Raw genomic sequence first — 25,101 nt, 5'->3', positions numbered from 1 at the left:
CAGCCAGCGCCGATAACCCTAGATCGCGGAAATGGGGGAGGTCGTGTCCAGAGAAACCGAGTCTATGCCAACGCCCGTAGCCTACAGCATCCCGAACCTGCTGACCTATTTCCGCATCCTCATCGTGCCGCTGATCGTGTTCTGCTTCTTCATCGAGGGCCGACTGCACAGCTCCGATTTCGCCCGCTGGACGGCGCTCGTGCTCTTCATCACCGCCTCGATCACGGACTTCTTCGACGGCTATCTCGCCCGCATCTGGAAGCAGACCTCCAATATCGGCCGAATGCTGGACCCGATCGCCGACAAATTGCTGGTCGCCTCGATCCTCCTGCTCGTGGCCGCCGACGGCACGATTGCCGGCTGGTCGATCTGGGCGGCGATCATTATTCTTTGCCGGGAGATCCTCGTTTCCGGCCTGCGCGAATATCTCGCGGCGCTCAAGGTCAGCGTGCCGGTGACGCGGGTCGCCAAATGGAAGACGACGATCCAGATGGTGGCGATCGCCTTCCTGCTTGCCGGTCCGGCCGGCGACAAGATCGTGCCCTATACGACGGAAGCGGGTATCCTGCTTCTGTGGATCGCGGCGGCGATCACGCTCTATACGGGCTATGATTATTTCCGCGCCGGACTCAAACACGTGGTCAACGAATGAGCACCGTCAATCTCGTCTATTTCTCATGGGTCCGCGAGCGGATCGGCAAGGGTGAGGAAACGCTGGAACTGCCGGCGGACGTCGTCACGATCGCCGATCTGCTGGCTTATCTGAAGACGCTCGGCGCAGAATATGAGGCGGCGCTGGAGCATGAGAACGTCATCCGTGCGGCGATCGACCGGGAACATGTCGCGCATGGCGAACCGGTCGCCGGCGCCCGCGAGATCGCTCTCTTTCCTCCGATGACGGGCGGCTAGGACCATGGCTGCGCCCGTCACCGTGCGCGTCCAGCTGGAGGACTTCGACCTCGCTGCCGAGCTCTCCGCGCTTCGCCGCGGGCGGACGGACATTGGCGCGGTGGTCAGCTTTTCCGGACTCTGCCGCGACGAGGCGGGCGCGCTCAATGCACTTGAACTCGAACATTACCCCGGCATGGCGGAGGCCGAGATCCGTCGCATCTGCCACGAGGCAACGACGCGCTTCGGCCTGCAGGCGGCGACCGCCATTCACCGCTTCGGCCGGATCAATCCCGGCGAGAACATCGTCCTGGTGATTGCCGCCTCGCCGCACAGGCAAGCGGCCTTCGACGGCGCGAATTTCATCATGGACTTCCTCAAGACCTCGGCCCCCTTCTGGAAGAAAGAGCATCACGCCGACGGCAGCGCCGGCGAATGGGTCAGCGCCAGGGACGTGGACGACGCGGCGCGCGAGCGGTGGGAAGACTGACCACGTTGCAGGGGGAACGCGTTTCACCACTCACCCCACCATTGCGTCAGTCGCACCACGTCCGCACCGATCACCGAAGCCGGCCCTGCGAGGAGGAAGACTCGGCTGTGGGCGGCTTCTATGGGATCGTCTTCTCCCGACGCGTCACGACCAGGACGACGACCAGAAAACCGAAGATCGCAAAGTCCCGCCAGAGGATCGGTCCGTAAGCGCTCCATAGCGTCTCCAGGAGCCCCACGCCGGCCGCGCCGCAGGCTGCAAGAAGAGGCGCCGTCTGGCCGCCGATCGCGGCGATGAAGAGCACCTTCACCCCGAAGCTCAGGCCCATGCCGAAATCCATGTTGCCGTAGTAGGATGCGGCAAGAACTCCGCAGACAATGGCAATCAGTGCGGCCGCGCCATAGGCGGCGATATAGACGGCCGATGGATCGACACCGCAAAGGGCGGCCGCCTCACGATCTTCCGAGACGGCGCGCCAGTAACGGCCGGCATAGGAATGGGTGAGCAACCAGTGCCCTCCGGCAACCAGCGCTGTCATCAGCCCGGTATTCACCAGTTGAACGGTGGTCAGGGTCACGGGAAACCGCGGGTTCGGCCAAAAGACGATGACCTCGTTCAGGAACGGCGGCAGCCAGAGGCTGCGCGTATCCGACGCAAGACGCGCCGTTTCCATGAGCACCAGCAGACTACCCAGAGAGGCGACGACCACGGCGTTTGCGGATGAAAAGGCGAGCGGACGCATGACGTAGCGCCCTGCGACGAGGCCGGCACCAAGGCCGAATGCAAGGGCCGCAGCAGCCCCGACCCCAAGGGCGGCAGGCAGCACGAGCCAAAGGCGGTTCCAGCCGAAGTCGGCAAAGAGCACAAAGATCTGTCCGGCGAAGGCGAAGAGCGCGCCATAGGTCAGATCGGCCCGCCTCGTCACGGCGAAGGCGATGGCATAGCCGAAGGCGAGCGCCGCATACAGCGCGGCCACGGGTGCGGCGTTGGCGATCTGCTGAAGAAAATAGGCCATGGCATCTCCCGTAACGCACCCCCGAGATGATCCGGGTTCACAGAAGCTCAATTTACATCGCGAACTGCGGCGGCGGATCGGGAACCCGCCCGAAGCTTTGCCATTACGGCCCGTCGACAGATGCAATATAACTTGCAAACCTGGTTTTGCCAGTTAGTATTTCCGACATGAGCTTCACCTGGACTGCACATCGATTCGCCGGGGGCGCCCTGGCGCTGGACGTCGCCAATTCCGTCGTCCTGCGCTTCGATCCGCAGCGCAGGATCGACCGTTTCGCCGATTTCGCGGCAATGGACTCCTTCGCCGACGCCGCCAATCTCTACGGCGCCGAGCGGCAGCGCTTCGGGCCGCTCGGTCGGGCGCGGCCCGAACACCGCAAATCATTTCTGGACTTGCGCGAGGCAGCGGACCGTCATTTCCGGGCGAAGGTACTGGACCAGGACCGGCCCGATCTTCTCGCAGATCTTCTGGAAGCAATCGCCGCCGTCCTGCGCCGGACCCCGCAACGCGGCGGCAACATCGCCCTCGACGCGGCGACGGCGCATTCGGCGCTCAGCCTCGTCTCCAATCCGGAGCCGGACCGACTGAAAATCTGCCCCAATTGCGAATGGCTGTTTCTCGACCGCAGCCGCAACAGGAGCCGCACCTGGTGCGACATGGCGGTTTGCGGCAACCGCTCCAAGGCCAGGCGTCACTATCGCCGCAGAGAGGAAACGCAGCCATGAAGAGAATAGCTATTTGCGCCGTCCTGGCCGCGGTGGCTCTTATCGGCTGCCAGCGCGAGACCGGGCCCGACCCGTTAAAGCTCACCGGCAAGATATTCGTGTTCAACTACCGGCTGGCTTACGCCACCTACATGATTACACTCAACAAGACCGAACCCGTCCCAGACGGCAGTGTCGTGGTGGCGAGTTTCGAGAACCCCGCCGGCGGCGAGCCGCTGACACTCACGCGCAAGCTCTTCCCCAAGCTCGACAAAATCGTGCTGGAAAGCCCCGATGTCACCTGCGTCAGGAAAGAGAGGCCCTATGCCGTGACGATCGAGGTCAAGGGGCCGGACGGAGCAACGCTGCAGAAATTGGAAACGACGGTGACGTCCGACGTCGATCAGGATGTCCTGCCGGCGAGGCCCCTGGTGGTGGGGCCGGCCTATGACAAGAATCCGGAGGTCTTCCGCGACGGTCTGGCGCCGATGCAGTTCGACATGGCCGCCTGCCCGGCATAAAGCAAACGGGGCGTCGCCGCCCCGTTCATGGAATCGTTTCAAGCCGTTGCGGCCCGAAGCGAAGATTTTGATTCAGCCGACGATCTCGGTGCCGGCGAACCAGTAAGCGATTTCCTCGGCGGCCGTTTCCGGACCGTCGGAACCGTGAACGGAGTTTTCGCCGATCGACAGCGCGAAGACCTTACGGATGGTGCCTTCGTCGGCATTGGCCGGGTTGGTGGCGCCCATGATTTCGCGGTTCTTGGCAATCGCGTTCTCGCCTTCGAGAACCTGAACGACCGTCGGGCCGGAGGACATGAACTCGACCAGTTCGCCGAAGAACGGGCGCTCCTTGTGGACGGCGTAGAAGCCTTCAGCCTCGCGGCGGCTCATCCACACGCGCTTCGAAGCGACGACCCGCAGGCCGGCGTCTTCGAGCATCTTGGTGATGGCGCCGGTCAGGTTGCGCTTCGTCGCATCCGGCTTGATCATCGAAAAGGTACGTTCAATCGCCATTGGCACAGATCCTCGTTTCTGGAGAAAGTGGCGGTTCCCTTAGCCGCCAATGCCGCGCAAAACAAGGGGGCGCGGTGATGATTCGCCGCAGCCGTCTGTAGTTTCACGCCGCTGTCACGGAGCGGCCGAAACCGTCGTGCAGGTCGAGACAGCGCTCGAACCAGGCGGTTACCAAGTCACCGTCCGCGAGCAGGCACTGCCGCGAAACGATCCGCGCCCATTGCAGTGCGCCGAAGACGATATAGTCTGAGAAAAGCGGACCGTCTCCGCCGAGGAAGGGCTGGAACTTCAGCATGTGGCGGAGCGGTTCGAGCTTGGCCGAAAAGGTTTCGATATCGGCCTGCCCTGCTTCGGCCACCGCCTCGAGCGGCTTGCCGAAGCGCTGCTCGCGGCTTTGCCGGAAATAGGCCCGGTCGACCGGATCAAGGCGGTCGTGGATATCCATGATGGCAATGCGCCCGATCATCGGGTGCAGCGTCATCTGCGACCAGCCCTCGACGAAGCGGGCGGCCGCCTTGCCGCCCTCGCCGCCGAAGAGCGGCGGGCGTTCGGGATAGGTTGCCTCGAGATGGAGAGCGATATCGAAACTGTCGCTGACGAGCCTGTCGCCATCGCGCAGCAGGGGCACTATCTTCGTTGCGCCCTGCTCAATCCTCGGGATCTGCGTGAAGCCGACGGGGGCCACGTCGAAATCGAGCCCCTTATGCATCAGGGAAAGCTTGGTCTTCCACACATGGGGCGAGAAGGGGCGCGTGCGGTCGGTGCCGCAGAGGGCATAAAGTTTGCGGATCATTCCATCTCCAGATCAGCGATTGTGTCCTCGAGCCAAAGGACATGCAGTAGGCGGCCCATAGGACGTCAACGACGCCGTCCGATCAAATCAGTAAATTTCATGAATTGCATTCCACACGGAAATGCCTGTTCGCTGTAGGCTGCTCCAACAGGGCCAGTCCACGGAGAAGCCGATGCTCGATCATTACCGGATGTTTGCCGATTACAATCGTTGGGCCAACCGCCAGCTCTATGCCGCCGCTTCGGAGTTATCCGATGCGGAATACCGCACGGACAAGGGAGCCTTTTTCGGATCGCTGCATGCCACGCTCAACCATATCCTCGCCGCCGACCGGATCTGGATGAGGCGCTTTTGCGGAGAAGGCGACGCACCAACACGGCTCGACCAGATCCTGCACGATGATCTCGCCGGCCTGGAGGTGGCGCGCCGGATCGAAGACGAGCGCATCATCAGCTATGTCGACGGTCTCGACGAGGCGCGACTTGGCGCGCATTTCACCTACACGCCCATCACCATGCCGGGCGAGATCAGGCAGAAGCTCGGACCGACGCTTGCCCACTTCTTCAACCACCAGACCCACCATCGCGGCCAGGCGCACGCCACCCTCACCGCGCTCGGCCGCCCTTCACTGACGCTGGACCTGGTTTTCTTTCTGCGGACCGACGGCGAGAAGTGGGCGGCCTGAGGTAAAAATCGTCCAGCGCCGGGTCGCGTTCGACCATTCCATCGGACGGAGGCGGTTTCGGGTGCGTGAAAGCCATGCGTAGAGCTGGCGCTGCGCCGCCCATGCCGCAAGGCCGAGCAGGATGCCGCCGGCAATTGCCAGGAGCGAATAGGCGGCGGGCGGCAGCAGCGGCTGCGCCGGCAGAAGCAGGAGCTCCGGCACGAAGCGGTGAAGGATGTAGATATGAAAACCTGCCGCGGACACGGGCAGGATCAGTTGCGTGCCCCATTGCGGCAGACGGATGCGAGGCAGGAACAGGAGCCCCGCGAGCACGGCGATCTGCAGGAGATATTTGATCTTGGTGCCGACCCAGACGCCCTTGTAGATGCCGAAGTAGAGGAAAATCGACGCGCCTGCCACCATCAACGCGAGCCGCTGACGCGGGGTTTCGGCGACCGCCGCACACCAGCCGACAGCTGCAAGATAGAATATCCACGGCAGGGTGAAGATCTGACGATTGCCGATATCCCAGAATTGCGGCAGCACGAGCCGAGCCGCGAGACCGGCGGCAAGGAAAACCATGCCGGTTTCGAAGGGCCGGGCGGCCGCCGAACGCCGGGCGAAAGGTAGGGCAAACAGGGCTGCGAACACCAGCAGCATCTGGCAATAGGCCTCTATGAACCAGTAGAGATAGGGCACCATGCTGTGGCGCTCCGGGTCGGCCAAGCCGAAATTGCCCACGAGGAAGACGGAAGCCCAGGGCACTTCACCCCAGGCAAGCGCGTAGGCCGCGACGATCAGATAATAGGGGACGAGAATGTGGACGAGCGGCCGCAACAGCTGCTTGAGCGAGCCGGAAATAAGCGATCCGCTCTGGAACCGCGCGAAACCGAAACCAACGAGAATGACCATTGCGGCCGCCCCACCCGGGATCGGCCAAAGGGTTTCGTGATGGACCACGACCAGCAAGATCGCCAACGCGCGGATGACCAGATCGATGCCGACCTGCGGGCGTTTGCTCACGCTTCGGTCCATGGCCGCCAGGTCCCGGACCGACATTCGTTCCCATTTTTCCGGCGCTTCGCCGAGGATCTTCTCGAGGCCGAGCGACAATTGCACGAAACGGAGGGAATCGCCGCCCAGCGACAGAAAGCTGTCCCCGGGCCGAACCCTTGCCGGAAAGAAGAGCTGTTCGAACAGGCCCTGTACGTCTTTGCTTTCAGCAACTGCATCCGCCCTGCCCGCGCGATCGCGTAGCGCCTGGTAGTCGATCTTGCCCGACGGCAGGCGCGGCAATGCGGCGACACGCGAGGCTTTGACCTGCAGCAGGGTCAGGCCGCTTGCGGCGACTAGGAGCCGGCGGACGGCCTCCGAGCCGCATTCGCCGACGTAATGGGCATGGATCTCGGCATCGTCGCCGGTGACGGCGGCGGCAATTCCGTGACGTTCGAGCGCGGCTTCCAGGCTGTCATGCCCGATACGAAGGCCAGCAATTTTCGACATGCGCCTGGTTCGACCGATGATGCGGAAAAATCCGTCCGCATCCCGCATGGCGAGGTCGCCGGTCCTGAGTTCGCGAAGGTCGGCGCCGCGCGCGAGATCCTCCCGCGATTGGGCGTAGCCCATCATCACATTTGGACCGCGATAGACAAGCTCGCCCGGCTGATCCACGCCGGAGATCAGCCGGCCTTCTTCATCCTCGATTGCCAGGCTGCCGCCGGGGACCGCGATGCCGATGCGATCCTCCCGGCCGCGAAGATGCTCCGGCGGCATATAGGCCACGCGGGCGGTCGCCTCCGTCTGACCATACATCACGAACAGGGAAGCGTCGCGGGCGGTGAGGTGTTCGTTGTAGAGGCGAATGGTCTCGGACGCCAAACGCCCGCCGGCAACCGTCATGAAGCGCAACGACGCAAAGGCGCGCTCGCGAAAGCCCACCTTCTCCAGGAGTTCGAAGGAATAGGGAACGCCCGAAAAATTGGTACTGACGCTCCCGGCAAGCCCGTCTAGGAAGCTCTCGTCGAGAATGGAGCCGCCCGGCAAATAGACACTGGCGCCAACAGAGAGATGGGCGTTCAGCACGGAAAGCCCATAGGAATAGTGGAGCGGCAGAATAAGGCAGGCTCTGTCCGCCGCCGTGAGACCGAGATATTCGGCTATGGCCTGTGCATTGGAGCAAATATTGCCCGCGGAAAGGCGGACGCTCTTGCCTTGTCCGGTGCTGCCGGATGTCGAAAGGAGGACGGCGAGATCAGGATGGGGCATCACTGGGTCGCCCTCGAGCCGCTCGATACGCCAGCGCCCGTCGAAACGGCGGTAGCGATATTCCGGCCTGAAGACGGCGCAGTCCGTCTCTGCGCCGCAGGGCGTCTGCATGGCGACGGCGTGACCGGCCTCGAGCGCGGCCAGATAACCGACGACCGCATGCTCCGAGAGGTCCGCCTCGACCATGACCAGGCCGCGCCGGCCGCGCCAGAGCCTCGCGAGACGGTCGACGCGCTCGGCCAAATCCCGATACGTGACGACCCGGCCGCCGGGAAACAGGAGCGCCGGCTTCTCGCCCCTGGCCGCCAGTGCCGAAACGCGAAACGGAAAATTCGAAGTATCCCCAGGCCCCAATATCGCCTCCATTCTGGCGAGGCGGCATATTATTGATGACTCTGAGAGTCAAGTATGGTGATGGCGCAGCCGCTGGCGCGGAGTTCCAGCGCCGGCCGAACTCGCCTTGGCGTTGGCAGATGCCGAAAAGGACGGCAGCGACCACATCTACTCTCCGGCGGTCGAAAACGCCCGACCTCCGAACCAGGGCCGTCCATGCGCCGAATAAGCGAACCCGGCTTCGCTGAGCGAAGCCAGGTGCTTGGGAGGATCGGGCGAGCGCGGGCAGAATGCCCGCGCCGCGGCAGTTCAGCGGCTAAGGCCCTGGTAATATTCGCCTTCGCCGCCCGGGATCGCCTTCGGCTGCGGTGCATAGCCGTAGACCGAGCCGGTGGCGGTCCGGTCGATGGTGCCGTTCGCATTGTAACGGACAGTCTCGCCACCCGCCTTGGCCGTGCGTCCGGTGTAGAGCGGGGTCGGGCTGACGCCTTCGTAGTAGCTGCCGCCCGCGAAGGCGGCGGTGGCCCCGCCGAGGACCGCGGTGGCGACGAGGGCGGCGGCAAGAGCAGTTTGGATTGCATTCCTCATGATCAATCACTCCAGATCGGTCGTTCGCTTGAACGATGGTTTTCTCACGGCCACATTGGTCGGACCGGTCAAATCGAACGCGGCGGCCGAGCCGGTAGCGTTCAATCCGATGCCAAGCGGTCGGAAGAGCGGTTAGCCCTTCGTTTTAGATGTGGGGCCTCATCATGAGGTTTGGAAGTATTGATTATCGGAACACGTTGTCCATGATCCGATAACAATCCCCTCTTGAAAATGCCGGCCGCAGGCATATCGGACCCCGCTGAAGCGGAATCTGCGGCCCCTTGCCTTCCTCAAAGAGTCCGGGCAAAAGGCCGGCATGATCCAGATCACCGGCCTTTCCGCCCGCATAGCGGGCCGTCTTCTCATCGACAACGCTTCCGTGACGCTTCCGACGGGCACAAAGGCGGGACTCGTCGGTCGAAACGGCGCCGGTAAGTCGACACTTTTCCGCATCATCACGGGCGAGCTTGCGGCCGAGACCGGCAATGTTTCGTTGCCGAAGAACGCGCGGATCGGTCAGGTGGCGCAGGAAGCGCCGGGCACGGACGAGCCACTGATCGAGATCGTTCTGAAGGCAGACAGGGAGCGCACGGCGCTTCTCGCCGAGGCGGAAACGGCGACGGACGCCCATCGGATCGCCGAGATCCAGACGCGGCTTGCCGATATCGGCGCCCACTCGGCTGAAGCACGCGCGGCGAGCATCCTCTCCGGCCTCGGCTTCGATCACGAGGCACAGAAGCGCCCGGCCTCAGCCTTCTCCGGTGGCTGGCGGATGCGCGTGGCACTCGCGTCCGTGCTCTTTTCCGAGCCGGACCTGCTCCTGCTCGACGAGCCGACCAACTATCTCGACCTCGAAGGCACGCTCTGGCTCGAGGACTACATTCGCCGCTATCCGCACACGGTCATCATCATCAGCCACGACCGCGATCTCCTGAATACGGCGGTCAACGCGATCGTGCACCTCGACCAGAAGAAACTCACCTTCTACCGCGGCTCCTACGACCAGTTCGAACGGCAGAAGGCGGAGGCCAACGAATTGCAGATGAAGGCGCGCGCCAAGAACGAGGCCGCGCGCAAGCACCTGCAGAGCTTCATCGACCGCTTCAGAGCAAAGGCGACGAAGGCACGCCAGGCCCAAAGCCGCATCAAGGCGCTGGAGCGCATGGGCACCGTCGCGGCGGTAATCGAGGAGCATGTGCAGGGTTTCATCTTCCCGGCCCCGGAAAAGCAGGTGGCCTCGCCCATTGTCGCTGTCCAGGGCGGCGCCGTCGGCTACGAGCCCGACAAGCCGGTCCTGAAGAGGCTGAACCTCCGCATCGACGCCGACGACCGCATTGCGCTCCTCGGCTCCAACGGCAACGGCAAGTCCACCTTTGCGAAGTTCATCTCGGGCCGCCTCGCGGCTGACGCCGGCGATGTGCGCGTCGCACCCGGCCTGAAGATCGGTTTCTTCGCCCAGCACCAGCTCGACGATCTCGTCCCGACACAAAGCGCGGTGGAGCACGTGCGCCGTCTTATGCCGGACGCGCCGGAAGCAAAGGTGCGATCACGCGTGGCGCAAATGGGGCTCGCGACGGAAAAGATGGACACGGCCGCCAAAGATCTCTCCGGCGGCGAGAAGGCAAGGCTGCTGATGGGGCTCGCCGCCTTCGATCAGCCGAACCTGCTCATCCTCGACGAGCCGACCAACCACCTGGACATCGACAGCCGCAATGCGCTGATCTCCGCGCTCAACGACTATTCCGGCGCCGTCATTCTGATCTCGCATGACCGGCACCTGATCGAGGCGACCGCCGATCGCCTGTGGCTGGTAAGTGACGGAACGGTTACGAGCTACGATGGCGATCTCGAAGACTACCGAAGCCTTATCGTCGGCGGCCCGAAGGCTCGGGATGACAGGCAGAAGGCGAATGGTGCGGATGAGGCGCTGTCGAAGGCCGACCAGCGCAAGGCCAATGCCGATAAGCGCGCCTCACTGGCGCCGCTTAAGAAAAAGATCAACGAGATCGAGTCCTTGACGGGAAAACTGGAGAAACAGATTCAGGCGCTCGATACCGAACTCGCCGACCCCGCGCTCTACGAAAAGGCGCCGGCCAAAGCCGCCCAAAGGGCGAAGGAACGTGCCGAGGCGGCTGCCAAACTGGCTGAGGCCGAGGAGCAATGGCTCATGCTGTCTGCCGAGTACGAGGAGGCGATGGCGGACTGAGCATGGCTCCGCAAAGTGTCCCTACGGATTTGCCCGGGATCGCCGATCATCAGCCAAGCTCGAAGGTCGTTACCCCATAGATCCGCGCCAGGGGCAGATCCGGCGCCCGCCCCCGATACATGCGCGCGGTCTCGAAGACCGGCTTCAAATTGTAGCGCACGCAAAGCGCCCGCGCCGAGGCATTCGGCTCGGGAATGTCGAGATGGACCCGCGCACCTTTGACGCCGGCGGCGAGCTTTCGAAAGATCAGATCGGCACCGGTCTCGCTGTCGGCGAAAAGCGGGCCGATCTTGAAGCCATCGCGGCAGGCGCGGATCGCGCCGTAGCCGACAATGATGCCATCGCGCAGCAGCACGATGCTGCGGCGCGTTTGTAACTGTTTGGTCCATTCGTGTAGAAACGCATCGCGCCGGGCCGGGTTGAAGCGGCTGTCATAGTCGATCAGCGCCGCAGCATGAACCGGCGCGGCATCGACGAGGTCGGTACCAGGCGGCTCGATGACATTGGCCGTCCCGCCATAGCGGATATTCGCATGCGCCCATGAGAATCCGGATCTTCGGTAGTTTTCCTGCTGGGCGACGACTCCGTCGAGACCGATCGTCCGGCCCTCGGCGCTTTCGATCACGTGTCTCCACAGTTGAAGGCCGATGCCCCTGCCCCGAAAGGCCGGCTCGGCGATATAGAGGCCGAGAAAGGCATGCTGATTGCCATAACGCACGACGGAGATGGCCGCCGCCAGCGCATCGTCCTGCGTGGCAACCCAATAGCCCTGCGGATCGGCGGCCCAGAATGCGTTGGCATCTTCAAGTCCGGGGTTCCAACCTTCCCTTGCGGCCCACTCGATGATCGTATCGAGTTCGGCGCGCGTCGCGTGGCGGATGGTCGGCATGGCAACTCCTTGACGTCTGGCTCAAGCTCGGATCGCGGACTTGGCGTCTAACTTTCCTGTTGGCATTTTGTGCCCAGACTGGCAGCTTTGATCCGCAGTGCGAAGCCCGCTTGCCCGCTCTCCCCAATCTGCTACAACAGCGGCAATAAGTCATACTAATCAGGGCGAAACATCATGTCCCCCATCAAGATTGCCATAGTCGGCGTCGGCAAGATCGTGCGCGATCAGCACCTGCCGGCGCTCCAGAAGAACGCCGATTACCAGTTGATCGCGGCTGCGAGCCGCCATGGAACCGTGGACGGCATCGACAACTTCAAGTCGATCGAGGCAATGCTGGAAGCAGTGCCTGCGATCGAGGCGGTGTCGCTCTGCATGCCGCCGCAATATCGCTACGAAGCAGCTCATACCGCCCTTGCGGCCGGCAAGCATGTCTTCCTCGAAAAGCCGCCGGGCGCCACCTTGAGCGAGGTCGCCGACCTCGAGGCGCGTGCCGCCGAAAAGAACGTTTCCCTATTTGCGAGCTGGCATTCGCGCTATGCACCCGCGGTCGAAGCGGCCAGGGCCTTTCTCGCCTCGACCACGATCCGCAACGTCCGGATCATCTGGAAGGAGGATGTGCGGCACTGGCACCCGAATCAGGCATGGATATGGGCTGCCGGCGGGCTCGGTGTCTTCGACCCGGGCATCAATGCCCTTTCTATCATCACCCATATCCTGCCGCGCCCGATCTTCATAACCTCTGCAACGCTCGAATTCCCGGAGAACCGCGATGCGCCGATCGCCGCTTCGATCACGTTCAGCGACGCCGAGAAGCTCGACGTCGCCGCCGAATTCGATTGGCGGCAGACGGGCAAGCAGAGCTGGGACATCAGCGCGGAAACCGAGGCCGGCGAAATGGTTCTCTCCGAAGGCGGCGCAAAGCTCGCCATCGACGGGAAGATCGTCCACGAGGAGCCCGAGCAGGAATATCCGATGCTCTATCGGCGCTTTGCCGAAATTATCACAACCGGCAGATCGGATGTCGACCTGGCGCCGCTCCGGCACGTCGCCGATGCCTTCATGCTCGGGCGCCGCAAGTTCGTCGAGACGTTTCACGATTGAGACGTGGCGGCGGAAGTCGTCTCGCTATCGTTCTCGGTCGCCGCTTGTTCACCCCTCCCCAACCCCTCCCCCTTGTGAGGAGGGGTTTGCTGGACGTGATTCACGCCTTCTTCTCCCACCGTCCATCGCGATTCTGCTGCCAATAAGTGAGATTGTGCCCCTCGGCCTTGAGCCGCTTCCACTGGGCACGCGCCGCCTCGAGCTGCGCCTGGTCGTATCCATCGAACATGAAGACGACCCGTTCGTAACCGGCGACCTCCGGTGGCTCGGCCCCGTCGACAAGGAATCGGACTGTGGCGGCGCTTGGATTGCCCCCGTTGGCGACGATCAGGATCGGCTGCTCGGCCGCGAATTCCCCCGCATCGGTGCCGTGCGGCAGGAAGCTGTCCTCGCGATAGACCCAGAGATGCGTATCGAGAGCGTCGCGCCTTTCGACATCGACCGTCTGCACCACCACGCGCCACCCGCGCTCGATGCTCTTGTCGAGCAAAGGCGGCAGGGCGTCCTCGAGTTTCGATTCCGTCAGGTGGTAGAAAAGAATCTCGGTCATGCCGATCTCTCCCGGGCACCCACTCTCTCGCGCAACGATCAGGATTCGTAGTTTGCGCGGACCAGTTCGTCCAGCAGCCGCACACCGAAACCGGAACCCCAGGACTGGTTGATCTCGTCGGTCGGCGAGCCCATGGCCGTGCCGGCGACGTCGAGATGCGCCCAGGGCGTGTCCTTGACGAAGCGTTTGAGGAACTGGGCAGCCGTAACCGAGCCGCCATGACGGCCGCCCGTGTTCTTCATGTCGGCGAACTTGCTGTCGATCATCTTGTCGTATTCCTTGCCGAGCGGCATCCGCCACAGGCGCTCCTGTGTGGTGGTGCCCGCCGCAAGCAATTGCTCGGCCAGACGATCGTCATTGGAGAACAGGCCGGCATAGTGGTTGCTGAGCGCCACCAGGATCGCGCCCGTCAGCGTCGCCAGATCGATCATCGCTTTCGGCTTGAAGCGATCGATGCAATACCAGAGCGCATCGCAGAGGACGAGCCTGCCTTCGGCGTCGGTATTGATCACCTCGATCGTCTGCCCCGACATCGAGGTCACGATGTCGCCCGGGCGCTGCGCACTGCCGTCCGGCATGTTCTCCACGAGCCCGATGATACCGACCGCATTGACGGCCGCCTTGCGCGCCGCCAGCACATGCATGAGACCGGTCACCGCGGCCGCCCCACCCATGTCGCCCTTCATTTCCTCCATGCCGGAGGCCGGCTTGATCGAGATGCCGCCGGTATCGAACACGACGCCCTTTCCGACGAATGCCAGCGGCTTGTCCTTCCCCTTGCCACCCTTCCATTGCATGATGACGAGCCGCGGCGGCCGGGCCGATCCCTGGGCGACGCCGAGCAGCGCACCCATGCCAAGCTTCTTCATCTCCCGCTCGGTGAGAATTTCGACCTCCACGCCGAGCTTTTCCAGCTCCTTCGCACGCGCAGCGAACTCAACCGGACCGAGAATATTGGCCGGTTCGTTAACGAGGTCCCGCGCCAGGAAAACACCCTCGCCGACCGACAGAGCCGTTGCGAAGGCTTTCTTGGCGGCAATCACGGCGCCGGTGACGATCGTGACCTTTACCGGCTTCTGGGGCGTTTTGGCTTCGTCATCGGACTTGCGCGTCTTGTAGCTGTCGAAAGCATAGGCGTTCATTTCCATGCCGAGGGCGAAGTCCGCGGCTGCCTTGCCGGTGATGTCGATGCCCGGAGCATCGAGGAATATCGTCGCCTTCTCGACCTTGCGCAGCTTGGCGGCCGCCGCACCGCCGGCCTTCAACCAATCGTGATCCGTAACATCCGCCGCGCCACCGAGGCCGAGAAGGACGATCCGATCGGCCGGCGAGCCATGCGGGGCGACGATATCGAGGGTCGTGAGCGCCTTGCCTGTGAACTTGCCGATCTTTGCTGCCTTGGCGAGAACGCCTTCAGGATCGGTAACAGTTGCGCCGGCCGCTTCCTTGGCGTTCGCCACCTGTAGAAGAACGGCGACGCCGCCGGCCGGGCGATGGGATTTCATGAAGGTGAATTCGAACTTCATCGGCATTCAGGACTCCGGACACTTCTGATTGGGAGGCGCCCGGTCTGTTACCGGGCAGCTACAGCGGGCGACATTCGCAATATCGGCCACGAGCAAAACCGTGGCGGGTACCCTTCTCGCTTTTGAATCGCTTGGCAAGATGGCCGCACATGTTTACATGCGCTTAACCGCAGTTCTTCGCCATATATTATCCCTGTTGTTCCAGATTCTGGTTTGCAACGCAGGAACGAGAACCGGTCCGGCCGGGCAGCGCCAGTGGCGATTCGCGCGGACGGCAGGGCGGCGGGTGGAATGGCGGGCACACGCATTTCGCACCGCTTGTTGGAAACGATCGCGATGCCTATTTGCGGGCCGTGATCTTTAGCAGGATGTTGACCGGAATCGTCTATGAAGCTGATCGAACGCTACATTTTCCGGCGCGCGGCGATCATGTTCCTCGCAACGCTCCTGCCGCTGCTCGGAATCGTCTGGACCACGCAAGCGCTTGCCAATGTCAATCTCGTGACCGACAGCGGCCAGTCGGTGCTGGCCTTTCTGAAGCTCGCGACGCTGATCCTGCCGTCTGTCGTCCCGATCATCCTGCCCTTCGCGCTCGTGATCGGCGTGACGCAGACGCTGAGTGCGATGAACAGCGATTCGGAGCTGACCGTGCTCAGCGCCGCCGGCAGCTCGCGCATGTCGATCATCCGGCCGGTGCTCTATCTCGCGGCCGGGCTGAGTGTCCTTTCCTTTGCCATCGACAACTTCGTCGAGCCCTATTCGCGCGTCGCCGTCCGCAAGATGATCGCGACCGCGCATGCCGACCTGCTGTCGTCCGTGGTACAGGAGAATTCCTTCCGCAAGATCACGGACGGGCTCTACGTCCAGGTAGGCGCCCGGCGCAGCGGCGGTGTGCTGCACGGCATCTTCGTCGCCGATTCACGCAATCCGAATTTCGAACTCGTCTATTACGCACGCGAGGGCGCGGTGGACGAGAAGAGCTCGGCGCTGGTGATGAAGGATGGCGAGGTTCACCGCAAACTGCCGGAGGGCGGCGTATCGGTGATCAAGTTCGACTCCTACGCCTTCGACCTCACGGACATGACGAAGTCGGCGGGCGAGGCGAACATCCGGCCCAAGGACCGCGACCTATTCTATCTTGTGAAACCGGACCCGGAAGATCCTGCCTTGAAGAGGACCCCGCTTGTCTTCACCGCGGAACTCCACCGGCGCTTCACCGAATGGAGCTACCCCCTTCTTTTCGGCCTGATCGCGCTCGTCATCAGCAGCGATGCCCGCTCCCATCGCGAAGCCCGGGTGCATCCGACGATCAGCGCGGTCGGGGCCGCCCTGATCATCCGCTGGATGACCTTCTATGCGGCCAACAGTGCGGAAGATTCCGTCTGGTTCGTGCCGCTCATGTATCTCGTCCCACTCATGACCGGCGCACTGGCCATCCGCCAGCTCGCAAGCAATCGCCGACTGTACATACCGACATCGTGGCACGACAAGCTCTCCGACCTAATAGCCCGGATCCGGCACTCGCGGGCCGGCGCTGACGCCGGGCAGGCATCATGATTCTCAACACGCTCGGCCGCTATTTCTTCAGGCGTTACGTCGTTACGACGTTCTGGTTCCTGATCGGGATCTTCACGCTGATTTTTATCATCGACTTCAGCGAACTCGCCACCCGCATGTCCAACCTGCCACATTATTCGGTCGCCGGTGCGCTGGTGATGACGACATTCCGCATTCCGATGATTCTGCAGCAGACCATTCCCTTCGTCGCGCTATTTGCTGCGATGGCGGCGCTGATTTCGCTCAACCGCCGTTACGAGCTGGTCGTCACCCGGGCGGCAGGCATTTCCGTGTGGCAGTTCCTGAGGCCATTCGTGCTCGGCTCGTTTCTGTTCGGCGTGCTGGCCGTGATCGCGCTCAACCCGCTTGCCGCCTGGGGCGCTAAGAGAGCCGAGGCGCTGGAGGCCGAATGGGGGTCGTCCCGCGCGGCACAAACGAACTCGATTCCGTGGCTGAGGCAGATCTATGAAGGTACCGACACGATCATCGGCGCCCGGTCCGTCCAGAACGGCGGCACGGAGCTCATAAACGTCACCGTCATCCACTTTGATCCACAGGGAACGATCATTCTCAGGCAGGATGCGAAGTCGGCGAAACTCGAAGACGGTTACTGGCTTCTTAACGGCGTCACCGAAACCGGGAATGGGCAGTTGCCCCGGCGTTTGGAAACAGCACGACTTCGTACCAATCTGAAACCGGAATTCGTACAGGAACGCCTCGCAAAGGCTGATTCCATTCAGTTTTTCGACCTTCCGCGAAAGATTGAGATCGCTCGTTCCTTTGGATTTTCGACGAAAGGCATGGAGACGCAGCTTCACTCGCTTTTGTCCCTGCCGCTGCTTCTCGTTGCGATGACGCTGATCGCCGCATGCGTGTCCCTGAAATTTAGCCGGTTCAACCAATCTCGCGCGGTGATTCTCGGTGGAATCCTCTCAGGCTTCGTGCTTTATGTCGTCACCGTGCTTGTAAAAGCATTCGGGAGCAGCGGTATTGTGCCTCCGTTCGTTGCAGCCTGGTTGCCAGTTGTTGTAGCGATGGCGCTGGGCTCGACGATTCTGTTGCATCAGGAGGATGGCTAGTGGCGGCAGGCAACCGCGAACGTATGGATTTGATCAATGCCGCCCTGCTTGCAGGCGTGGCGCTGTATGCCCTTGCCATCGGAATGAATGCGCCAGCCATGGCGCAGGACACAGGAACGCGGCTCGATTCGCTGCAGCCGAACATCCCCGCCGACGCCAAGATGCTGTTGACGGCCAACGAACTCGTCTACAATCGCGACGCGGAAACAGTGACCGTGCGCGGCAACGTCCAGATCGAATATGGCGGCTACAAGATGGTCGCCCGCCAAGTCGAATACGACCAGAGGTCCGGCCGCATCGTGGCGACCGGCGATATCCAACTGATCGAGCCGGACGGCAACATCGTCTATGCCGAACGAATGGACGTGACGGACGATTTCGCCAACGGTATCGTCGAGGCGCTCAGGATCGAGACGACGGATCTCACCAGGCTCGCGGCCGAGACCGGCGAGCGGCGCAGCGGCGATCAGTTCATCCTGAACAAGGCCGTCTACACCGCCTGCACGCCCTGCGCGACCAAGCCCGAGCATCGCTCGCTGTGGCATATCAAGGCCGAGCGCGTCATCCAGAACGGCCGCACCCATACGATCCGGCTTGAAAACGCCTATTTCGAGCTCTTCGGCAAGCCGATCGCCTATATTCCGGTGATGGAAATCCCCGACCACACGGTCAAGCGCAAGAGCGGCTTCCTGTTTCCTCATTTCAGCTACACGCAGAAACTCGGCGCCGGCGTCAGCGTGCCCTATTATTGGGCGATCTCGCCCTATATGGATGCCACGGTCACCGCAACGGGCCTGACGCGCCAGGGCTTTTTGCTCGAAGGCGAATTTCGCCAGCAATTCCACAACGGCCTGCACACGCTGAACGTCGCCGGCATAAGCCAGATGAACCGCGACCGATTCACGCCGGGTACCGTCGATGCCCTTGAAACGAACCGCGCAATGGTCGCATCCAGAGGCCGATTCGAGGTCAATCCTCGCTGGACCTTCGGCTGGGACGTCCTCGTGCAGACGGACAACAACTTCGCCAAGACCTACGACCTGTCGACCTTCGACGGCACCACCTATATCAACCAGGCCTATCTGACCGGCCTCGGCAGGCGCAACTATTTCGATCTGCGCGCCTTTTATTTCGACATCCAGGACGCAGACCCGGACAGCCTGGCGGAAAACCAGCAACCGGTCGCGCAGGTCCTCGACTATTCCTACACCGCGCCGGAACCGGTGCTGGGCGGAGAGCTCAATGCCGACGTCAACCTGACAAACGTAAGGCGCAACCGACTGGACGTGGACACTGCCGGGTTCGGCGTCCTGCGCTTTCCCGGCCTTGAAGGCACGTCGCACCGGCTGACAGCGGAAGTCGAATGGAAGCGGACATTCATCGCGCCCGGCGGGCTCGTCCTGACGCCGCTGCTGGCGGCGCGCGGCGACGCCATCGGCGTCAACATGGACGACCCTGCCGGCTATACCGGCGAGTTCACCAACAGTGACGCGCTTACGCGGCGCATGCTGACGGCCGGCCTCGAGGCGCGTTATCCGATGCTCTTTGCGGGCGAGAGCAGCAGCCATATTCTGGAGCCGATCGGGCAGATCTATGTGCGCCCGGACGAACAATACGCGGGCGGCTTGCCGAACGAGGACGCCCAGAGCTTTGTCTTCGACGCCACCAATCTTTTCGAACGCGACAAATACTCGGGCTACGACCGGATCGAGGGCGGAACGCGCGCCAATATCGGCCTGCGCTATACCGGCACCTTCGACAGCGGCTATGGCCTGCGCGCCAGTGCCGGCCAGTCCTTCCACCTTGCCGGCCTCAACTCCTTCGCAACCGACGATCTTGTCAAGGCCGGCTCGGATTCGGGCCTCGAAACCGATCGCTCCGACTATGTCGCGATGCTCGGCGTCGACGCGCCGTCCGGCCTGATGGCGAGCCTTTCCGGCCGACTGGACGAAGAGAGTTTCAACCTGCGCCGCGCGGACGCGACCGTCGGCTATCTCGGCCTGACCTGGCAGGCAGCCCTGACCTATACGCGCATCGAGGCGCAGCCACTCTACGGGTCCTCGTCCGATCAGGACGAAGTGCAGACGGCAGCCGCCTATCGCTTCCACGACTACTGGTCGGTTTTCGGCGCGGTGACCTATGACATCAACCAAGGCGTCATATCGCGCAATGGTTTCGGCATCACCTATGACGATCAGGACACGCTGTTCTCGATCGTCTACAGGCAGGAGCGCGATACGGACAACTCGCTTGCCAACGACTGGTCGATCGGCGCGCGGATCAGCTTCCGCACGCTCGGCGATATCAATGTGGGCGATACCACGGTCGACGAACTCGACTATTTCTGACGTTACGGCGCCGTGCGTCTTTTCGGAGGCGCAACGGTCGATTCTCGTGGCCGGTGCGCCAGGCAGTCTCCGCAGATGTGTCTGTAGTGCGCGGGCTCGTGGAGCGCCATGCGTTCAGACCTCGGCCTCACCACCGGCATCCTGCTCCGATGGGAAGAGGCGGAAGCAGCGCTCAAAGATCGCTCTTCGGCCATTCATGCGCTCTTGTCATCGTTTGGCCGCATGTATTATGCATTTGCCACCAAATATGGGAGAGCGCGGCCGCGGAAGGTCGCTCACGCTGGAGCGCGGAACGGGCAAGGAATGATGATGGGTGGGAAATTCTCGATCGTGGGGGCACTTTCGGCACTGGCGATTGCCGGAGCATTGAGCTTTTCGGCCGCCACGGTCGCCAGGGCGGCAAGCGAGGTCAAGGTGATCGTCAACAATGTCGTGATCACCTCGGGCGACATTGCCAAGCGCACAGCTTTCCTTCGTCTTCAGCACCAGAGCGGCGGAGCCGCCGAAGCGAAAAAGCAGCTGATTGACGAGGTCCTCAAGCGGGGCGAAATTGCCCGGGTCCAGCAGTCGGTCAGCACCCAGGAGGTCGATGCCGCCTACGCGCGTTTTGCCGCGGGCAACAAGCTCTCGACCGAACAGCTCGGCAAAATCCTCGAACAGGCGGGCGTCGGGGTAGAGCACTTCAAGCAATATATCGCCGTTCAGATGAGTTGGCCGCGTCTCGTGAACTTCCGCTATGGCAGCGCCAATCGTCTTTCCGGTGGCGACCTCGTCAAGCGCATGATGGAAGCGGGCGGCGACAAGCCGGTGACGACGGAATATTTCCTGCAACAGGTCATCTTCGTCATTCCGGAATCGAAGCGCGGCGCGATCACCGGTAAGCGGCAGGCGGAAGCGAACGCCTCGCGCTCCAAATTTCCCGGTTGCGACAGCTCGAAGGCCTTCGCAGCGAACTACCGCGACGTGTCGATCCGCAGTCTTGGTCGGGTGCTCGCGCAGCAACTGCCGGAGGAATGGAAGCCGCTCGTCGAGAAAGCGGGCGACGGGATGACCACGGGCACGCGCGTCACGGAAAAGGGCGTCGAATATCTGGCGATCTGCAAAAAGCGCCAGGTCAATGACGACACTGCCGCCGAAATCGTCTTCCGCGCCGAGGATCTCGGCAAGAAAACGGGCAGCGAGGATCCGAACAGCGCCAAATATCTCGAAGAACTGCGCGCCAAGGCGCAGATCATCAACAAGTAACGGCCGGTCATGAACGAGACGAGCGACGGTCCGATCGCCCTGACGATGGGCGATCCGGCCGGTATCGGCCCGGACATCACCCTTTCCACATGGGCGCTCCGGCGGTCGCAAGAGATCCCCCCTTTCCTTTTCATCGGTGACCCGGCGGTGCTCTCCGAGCGTGCCAAGGCCCTCGGAGAGACCGTTCAGATCAGGGAGACCGATTGCGCGGGTGCGGCCGTGGCCTTCGCTGACGCGCTCCCCGTCCTGCCGATCCGCTGCCCCGCCGCCGTCGTTGCCGGCCAACCCAACCCGGAGAACGCCGTCACCGTCACCGGGGCGATCGATACCGCCGTCCGGCTGGTAATGAGCGGCGAAGCCACCGCCGTGACGACCAACCCGATCGCCAAGGCCGTCCTCTATGAGGCGGGATTCCGCTTCCCCGGCCATACCGAATATCTCGCCGACCTCGCGGAGAAGGCGACGGGTGCGCCCACCCTGCCGGTGATGATGCTCGCCGGACCGAAACTGCGCGCTGTGCCCGTGACCATTCATATTCCGCTCAAGGAGGTGCCGGCTGCCCTGACCCCAGACCTCATCTACAAGACTTCCGTGATCACGGCCGGCGATCTCAAGCGCCGCTTCGGCGTGGCGGCGCCTCGCCTCGCGATTGCCGGCCTCAACCCGCATGCGGGCGAAGGCGGAGCGCTCGGTCTCGAGGACGATGCAATCATCCGTCCCGTCATCGACCGGCTCCGCACCGAGGGACTGGATGTCGCAGGCCCGCTTCCGGCCGACACCATGTTCCACGACCGCGCCAGGGAAACCTTTGACGTCGCCATCTGCATGTATCACGACCAGGCGCTGATCCCCGCCAAGGCGCTCGGCTTTGACGACAGCGTCAATGTCACGCTCGGCCTGCCCTTCATCAGGACGTCGCCAGACCACGGCACCGCATTCGGCATCGCCGGCAAAGGAATAGCACGCGCGCACAGTCTGATCGCCGCATTGCGCCTGGCGGCGGAACTCGCCGCCAACACGGCGGGAGCTTTTCGCTGATGGCGGCGCTCGACGGCCTGCCGCCCCTTCGAGACGTCATCCACCGCCATGGATTGGACGCAAAAAAGGCGCTCGGGCAGAACTTCCTGCTCGACCTCAATCTCACCCAGAAGATCGCCCGCACGGCCGGTCCACTCGAGGACGTGACCGTTATTGAAGTCGGCCCCGGCCCTGGCGGGCTGACGCGCGCGATCCTGGCGCTTGGTGCGAAGAAGGTCGTCGCAATCGAACGCGACCCCCGTTGCCTGCCGGCGCTCGCGGAAATTGGCGCCCATTATCCTGACCGTCTGGAGGTGATCGAGGCCGACGCCCTGAAGATCGACTTTGAAACGCTCGCCGACGGCCCGACGCGCATCATCGCCAACCTGCCCTATAACGTCGGTACCCAGCTCCTGGTCAATTGGCTGTTGCCGAAGCGCTGGCCGTCCTTCTGGCAGTCGCTGACCCTGATGTTTCAGCGTGAGGTGGGCCTGCGGATCGTCGCAAGTGCGGATGACGATCATTACGGCCGCCTGGGCGTTCTCTGCGGCTGGCGGACGAAGGCGCGGCTGGCATTCGACGTGCCGCCCCAGGCCTTCACGCCGCCACCGAAGGTGACCTCCACGGTCGTGCACTTGGAGCCGATCGAAAATCCGATCCCCTGCCCGGTTAAATCACTCGAGAGAGTGACCCATGCGGCCTTCGGCCAGCGTCGCAAGATGCTGCGGCAAAGCCTTAAGCCGCTCGGCGGCGAGGCACTGCTTGCCAAGGCGGGCATCGACCCGCAACGCCGCGCCGAAACGCTGACGGTCGAAGAATTCTGCCGTCTGGCCAATTGCCTTTGAGCGGTATCTGGAACGGACACAGCGAAGCACCCCCTCTGGCCTGCCGGCCATCTCCCCCACAAGGGGAGAGATCGGCAAGTGGCGATCTCTCGCCCCAGATAGCTGGGTTCCGGTCTTCCGCATTCGCACACGCGATGTTGATACTGGCTCGGCTGTGCTTCTGGCCGATCTCCCCCCCTTGTGGGGGAGATGCCCGGCAGGGCAGAGGGGGCATCGCCCCCTTCCCGCTTTCCCGACGCTCGCCGAATAGCCCAGAGAAGTCAGAAAGGATTCTCCGTCAGAAGCCCATTGACGAATTCGAACAGTCCGGGTCGACGGTCGCGACGCAGCCGTTCGGCCTCGATGATCGAGCGGACTGCAGAAAAGGCGCGGTCGAGGTCGTCGTTCACGACGATATAATCGTACTCTCGCCAGTGCTCGATCTCAGCGCGCGAATTGGCGAGCCGGGTGGCGATGACTTCCTCGGTGTCTTCGGCGCGCCGATGCAGGCGCGACTGCAGTTCGGCCATGGTCGGCGGCAGAATGAAAATCGAAACCACGTCGCCAGCCATCTTCTCCTGAAGCTGCTGGGCTCCCTGCCAGTCAATGTCGAAGAGCATATCACGGCCCTCGGCCATGGCCGTCTCGACGGCGTCGCGCGGCGTGCCGTAGTAGTTTCCGTGCACTTCGGCCCATTCAAGCAGCGAATCCGTCGCCTTCAATGCTTCGAATTCCCGGACGGACTTGAAGAAATAGTGGCGCCCCTCGATCTCGCTCGGCCGGCGCGCCCGCGTCGTCACGCTCACCGAAATGCTGAGTTCCGGATCCGCCTCGAGGAGATTGCGCGCGATCGTCGATTTTCCGGCACCCGACGGGGACGATATCACGAGCATCAATCCGCGACGGGCAATCTTGATGGGCGAAGGGGTCGCCGATTTCATGTCTTACTCCAAGTTCTGAACCTGTTCGCGGAACTGGTCGATGACCACCTTCAATTCGATACCGGCAGCCGAAACAGCGGCGGCGTTCGACTTCGAACAGATCGTATTCGATTCGCGGTTAAATTCCTGTGCAAGGAAATCGAGCTTGCGCCCGACCGGTCCGCCCCTCGCCAGGAGGTCGCGCGCGGCGGCGACGTGGGCACCCAGACGATCGATTTCTTCGCGGAGATCAGCCCTGGTAGCGAGTAAGGCGACCTCGGCATGCAGCCTTTCGCGGTCAAGCGAGGACGAATTCTCCATCACCAGCGCCAATTGCTGCGCCAGCCGGTCGGCAATGGCCTGCGGGCTGCGCGACGGATCGTTCTCCACCGTGGCCCTCAGCTGCTCGATGCGGTCCACCTGGGCGGAAAGAATCTGTCCGAGTGCGCTTCCCTCCTTTTCCCGCATGCTTTTCAGGTCGGCGAGCGCCTGATCCAGGCCGGAAAGGATGTCCGCATCGCGGGCCTCACGCTCGCTCTCGCTCTCTTCCGGCTCGCGAAAGTCGATGATGCCGCGGATTGTCAGCAGCGTGTCGAACCGAAGCGGCGCCGGATCGACCCGGTCGCCGATCTGCTCCCGCAACTTCAGCACTGCCGCCAGCGCTTCGTGATTGACCACGGCCTCGATCGCCGTCTCGCTACTCGCAAGCGACAGGGCGATCTGCAGGTTGCCGCGCGAAAAATACTGTGCGGCGAGGCGCCGACAGTCCGGCTCCAGTCGCTCCAGACCGGGCGGCAGGCGCAGCCGCACGTCGAGCCCTTTGCCATTGACCGAGCGCAATTCCCACGCCCAGCGAAAGCGCCCGCTGCTCCCCTCTTTTCTGGCAAAGCCGGTCATCGATTGGAGCGGCATGTCATCCTCCATCGTTCCTACAGTGCCCCGCGTCTCATTCGACGCGCAAAGATCGCTGTAGCACTTTGAATTGCGGCATGTCTTTGTCCGTAAATCAAACTCGATTCAAGAAGACACGCGGTAGCAGCAGCAATAGGTCGGCGGCGCAGCATCCCGCAAGGGATAACCGCG

General features: G+C 62.8%; 24 protein-coding genes. 14 read left to right on the top strand and 10 right to left on the bottom strand.

The window, feature by feature from the left end:
- Window positions 1–64 precede the first annotated feature (64 nt).
- The 3 genes from pgsA to AC4P1R_RS03825 are packed head-to-tail and all read left to right on the top strand — an operon-like array spanning window position 65 to window position 1,378.
- A complete protein-coding gene (pgsA, locus tag AC4P1R_RS03835; protein WP_069460623.1) occupies window positions 65–652 on the top strand; it encodes a CDP-diacylglycerol--glycerol-3-phosphate 3-phosphatidyltransferase in 588 nt (195 codons plus the stop codon).
- Window positions 649–909 (top strand): molybdopterin converting factor subunit 1, encoded by a 261-nt coding sequence (moaD, locus tag AC4P1R_RS03830; RefSeq protein WP_069460622.1) that lies wholly within the window; start codon window positions 649–651, stop codon window positions 907–909. Before pgsA ends, moaD begins: the two co-directional genes overlap by 4 nt.
- A 4-nt stretch (window positions 910–913) precedes the next feature.
- Window positions 914–1,378, top strand: a complete 465-nt coding sequence (locus tag AC4P1R_RS03825; protein WP_069460621.1) for a molybdenum cofactor biosynthesis protein MoaE — start codon at window positions 914–916, stop codon at window positions 1,376–1,378.
- A 118-nt stretch (window positions 1,379–1,496) separates the two neighbouring features.
- Here the strand turns inward: AC4P1R_RS03825 and AC4P1R_RS03820 are convergent, their stop codons facing one another.
- Window positions 1,497–2,393, bottom strand: a complete 897-nt coding sequence (locus tag AC4P1R_RS03820) for a branched-chain amino acid ABC transporter permease (RefSeq protein ID WP_151610998.1) — start codon at window positions 2,391–2,393, stop codon at window positions 1,497–1,499.
- A gap of 167 nt (window positions 2,394–2,560) precedes the next feature.
- On the opposite strand from AC4P1R_RS03820, the gene AC4P1R_RS03815 reads away from it, so the two are divergent.
- Together AC4P1R_RS03815 and AC4P1R_RS03810 are read left to right on the top strand one after the other, a co-directional pair.
- Entirely contained in the window at window positions 2,561–3,118 is a 558-nt protein-coding gene (locus AC4P1R_RS03815; protein ID WP_069460619.1) for a CGNR zinc finger domain-containing protein, read from the top strand.
- Window positions 3,115–3,618 carry a hypothetical protein gene (locus AC4P1R_RS03810; RefSeq protein WP_069460618.1) on the top strand — a complete coding sequence of 168 codons (504 nt, stop codon included), beginning with the start codon at window positions 3,115–3,117 and terminating at the stop codon, window positions 3,616–3,618. The genes AC4P1R_RS03815 and AC4P1R_RS03810 overlap by 4 nt, the downstream gene beginning before the upstream one ends.
- Before the next feature lie 72 nt (window positions 3,619–3,690).
- Here AC4P1R_RS03810 and ndk read toward each other — a convergent pair whose 3' ends face one another.
- Window positions 3,691–4,113 (bottom strand): nucleoside-diphosphate kinase, encoded by a 423-nt coding sequence (ndk, locus tag AC4P1R_RS03805; RefSeq protein ID WP_034854226.1) that lies wholly within the window; start codon window positions 4,111–4,113, stop codon window positions 3,691–3,693.
- Window positions 4,114–4,216: 103 nt separating this feature from the next.
- Window positions 4,217–4,906, bottom strand: coding sequence for a glutathione S-transferase family protein (locus AC4P1R_RS03800; protein ID WP_069460616.1), 690 nt, complete (start codon window positions 4,904–4,906; stop codon window positions 4,217–4,219).
- 172 nt (window positions 4,907–5,078) lie between these two features.
- On the opposite strand from AC4P1R_RS03800, the gene AC4P1R_RS03795 reads away from it, so the two are divergent.
- Window positions 5,079–5,591 (top strand): DinB family protein, encoded by a 513-nt coding sequence (locus AC4P1R_RS03795; RefSeq protein WP_069460615.1) that lies wholly within the window; start codon window positions 5,079–5,081, stop codon window positions 5,589–5,591.
- Here the strand turns inward: AC4P1R_RS03795 and AC4P1R_RS03790 are convergent.
- Together AC4P1R_RS03790 and AC4P1R_RS03785 are read right to left on the bottom strand one after the other, a co-directional pair.
- Window positions 5,532–8,201, bottom strand: coding sequence for an AMP-binding protein (locus AC4P1R_RS03790; protein WP_151610997.1), 2,670 nt, complete (start codon window positions 8,199–8,201; stop codon window positions 5,532–5,534). The two genes, AC4P1R_RS03795 and AC4P1R_RS03790, sit on opposite strands and share 60 nt — an antisense overlap.
- A 276-nt stretch (window positions 8,202–8,477) precedes the next feature.
- Window positions 8,478–8,756: a hypothetical protein gene (locus AC4P1R_RS03785; protein WP_192803742.1), complete on the bottom strand. Its 279-nt coding sequence runs from the start codon at window positions 8,754–8,756 to the stop codon at window positions 8,478–8,480.
- A gap of 316 nt (window positions 8,757–9,072) precedes the next feature.
- Between AC4P1R_RS03785 and AC4P1R_RS03780 the strand changes: the two genes are divergently transcribed.
- Window positions 9,073–10,962 (top strand): ABC-F family ATP-binding cassette domain-containing protein, encoded by a 1,890-nt coding sequence (locus AC4P1R_RS03780; protein ID WP_069460613.1) that lies wholly within the window; start codon window positions 9,073–9,075, stop codon window positions 10,960–10,962.
- 49 nt (window positions 10,963–11,011) lie between these two features.
- Here the strand turns inward: AC4P1R_RS03780 and AC4P1R_RS03775 are convergent, their stop codons facing one another.
- Window positions 11,012–11,851: a GNAT family N-acetyltransferase gene (locus AC4P1R_RS03775; RefSeq protein ID WP_069460612.1), complete on the bottom strand. Its 840-nt coding sequence runs from the start codon at window positions 11,849–11,851 to the stop codon at window positions 11,012–11,014.
- A gap of 174 nt (window positions 11,852–12,025) precedes the next feature.
- Between AC4P1R_RS03775 and AC4P1R_RS03770 the strand changes: the two genes are divergently transcribed.
- A complete protein-coding gene (locus AC4P1R_RS03770; RefSeq protein WP_069460611.1) occupies window positions 12,026–12,952 on the top strand; it encodes a Gfo/Idh/MocA family protein in 927 nt (308 codons plus the stop codon).
- Between the two features lie 100 nt (window positions 12,953–13,052).
- On the opposite strand, the gene AC4P1R_RS03765 is transcribed toward AC4P1R_RS03770, so the two are convergent.
- A complete protein-coding gene (locus AC4P1R_RS03765) occupies window positions 13,053–13,502 on the bottom strand; it encodes a DNA polymerase III subunit chi (protein WP_069460610.1) in 450 nt (149 codons plus the stop codon).
- 38 nt (window positions 13,503–13,540) lie between these two features.
- Window positions 13,541–15,034: a leucyl aminopeptidase gene (locus tag AC4P1R_RS03760; protein ID WP_069460609.1), complete on the bottom strand. Its 1,494-nt coding sequence runs from the start codon at window positions 15,032–15,034 to the stop codon at window positions 13,541–13,543.
- 381 nt (window positions 15,035–15,415) lie between these two features.
- Here AC4P1R_RS03760 and lptF point away from each other — a divergent pair, with 381 nt between their 5' ends.
- From lptF to rsmA, 6 genes are all read left to right on the top strand, one after another.
- Window positions 15,416–16,585 carry an LPS export ABC transporter permease LptF gene (lptF, locus tag AC4P1R_RS03755; RefSeq protein ID WP_069460608.1) on the top strand — a complete coding sequence of 390 codons (1,170 nt, stop codon included), beginning with the start codon at window positions 15,416–15,418 and terminating at the stop codon, window positions 16,583–16,585.
- A complete protein-coding gene (gene lptG, locus AC4P1R_RS03750; RefSeq protein ID WP_069460607.1) occupies window positions 16,582–17,664 on the top strand; it encodes an LPS export ABC transporter permease LptG in 1,083 nt (360 codons plus the stop codon). Before lptF ends, lptG begins: the two co-directional genes overlap by 4 nt.
- The gene (locus tag AC4P1R_RS03745) at window positions 17,664–20,012 is read left to right on the top strand and encodes an LPS-assembly protein LptD (protein ID WP_069460606.1); all 2,349 of its coding nucleotides are present in this window, start codon (window positions 17,664–17,666) and stop codon (window positions 20,010–20,012) included. The genes lptG and AC4P1R_RS03745 overlap by 1 nt, the downstream gene beginning before the upstream one ends.
- Window positions 20,013–20,315: 303 nt before the next feature.
- On the top strand, window positions 20,316–21,257 hold the full coding sequence (locus AC4P1R_RS03740) for a peptidylprolyl isomerase (RefSeq protein ID WP_069460848.1): 942 nt from the start codon (window positions 20,316–20,318) through the stop codon (window positions 21,255–21,257).
- A gap of 9 nt (window positions 21,258–21,266) precedes the next feature.
- On the top strand, window positions 21,267–22,295 hold the full coding sequence (gene pdxA / locus AC4P1R_RS03735; protein WP_069460605.1) for a 4-hydroxythreonine-4-phosphate dehydrogenase PdxA: 1,029 nt from the start codon (window positions 21,267–21,269) through the stop codon (window positions 22,293–22,295).
- Window positions 22,295–23,119 carry a 16S rRNA (adenine(1518)-N(6)/adenine(1519)-N(6))-dimethyltransferase RsmA gene (gene rsmA, locus AC4P1R_RS03730; protein ID WP_069460604.1) on the top strand — a complete coding sequence of 275 codons (825 nt, stop codon included), beginning with the start codon at window positions 22,295–22,297 and terminating at the stop codon, window positions 23,117–23,119. Before pdxA ends, rsmA begins: the two co-directional genes overlap by 1 nt.
- A gap of 260 nt (window positions 23,120–23,379) precedes the next feature.
- Here rsmA and gmk read toward each other — a convergent pair whose 3' ends face one another.
- On the bottom strand, window positions 23,380–24,039 hold the full coding sequence (gene gmk / locus AC4P1R_RS03725) for a guanylate kinase (RefSeq protein ID WP_069460603.1): 660 nt from the start codon (window positions 24,037–24,039) through the stop codon (window positions 23,380–23,382).
- Between the two features lie 3 nt (window positions 24,040–24,042).
- Window positions 24,043–24,930, bottom strand: coding sequence for a YicC/YloC family endoribonuclease (locus tag AC4P1R_RS03720; RefSeq protein WP_069460847.1), 888 nt, complete (start codon window positions 24,928–24,930; stop codon window positions 24,043–24,045).
- Window positions 24,931–25,101: the final 171 nt, after the last annotated feature.

The organism is Sinorhizobium sp. Y406 (assembly GCF_058732025.1).
This window is presented reverse-complemented; position numbering and strand designations above follow the sequence as displayed.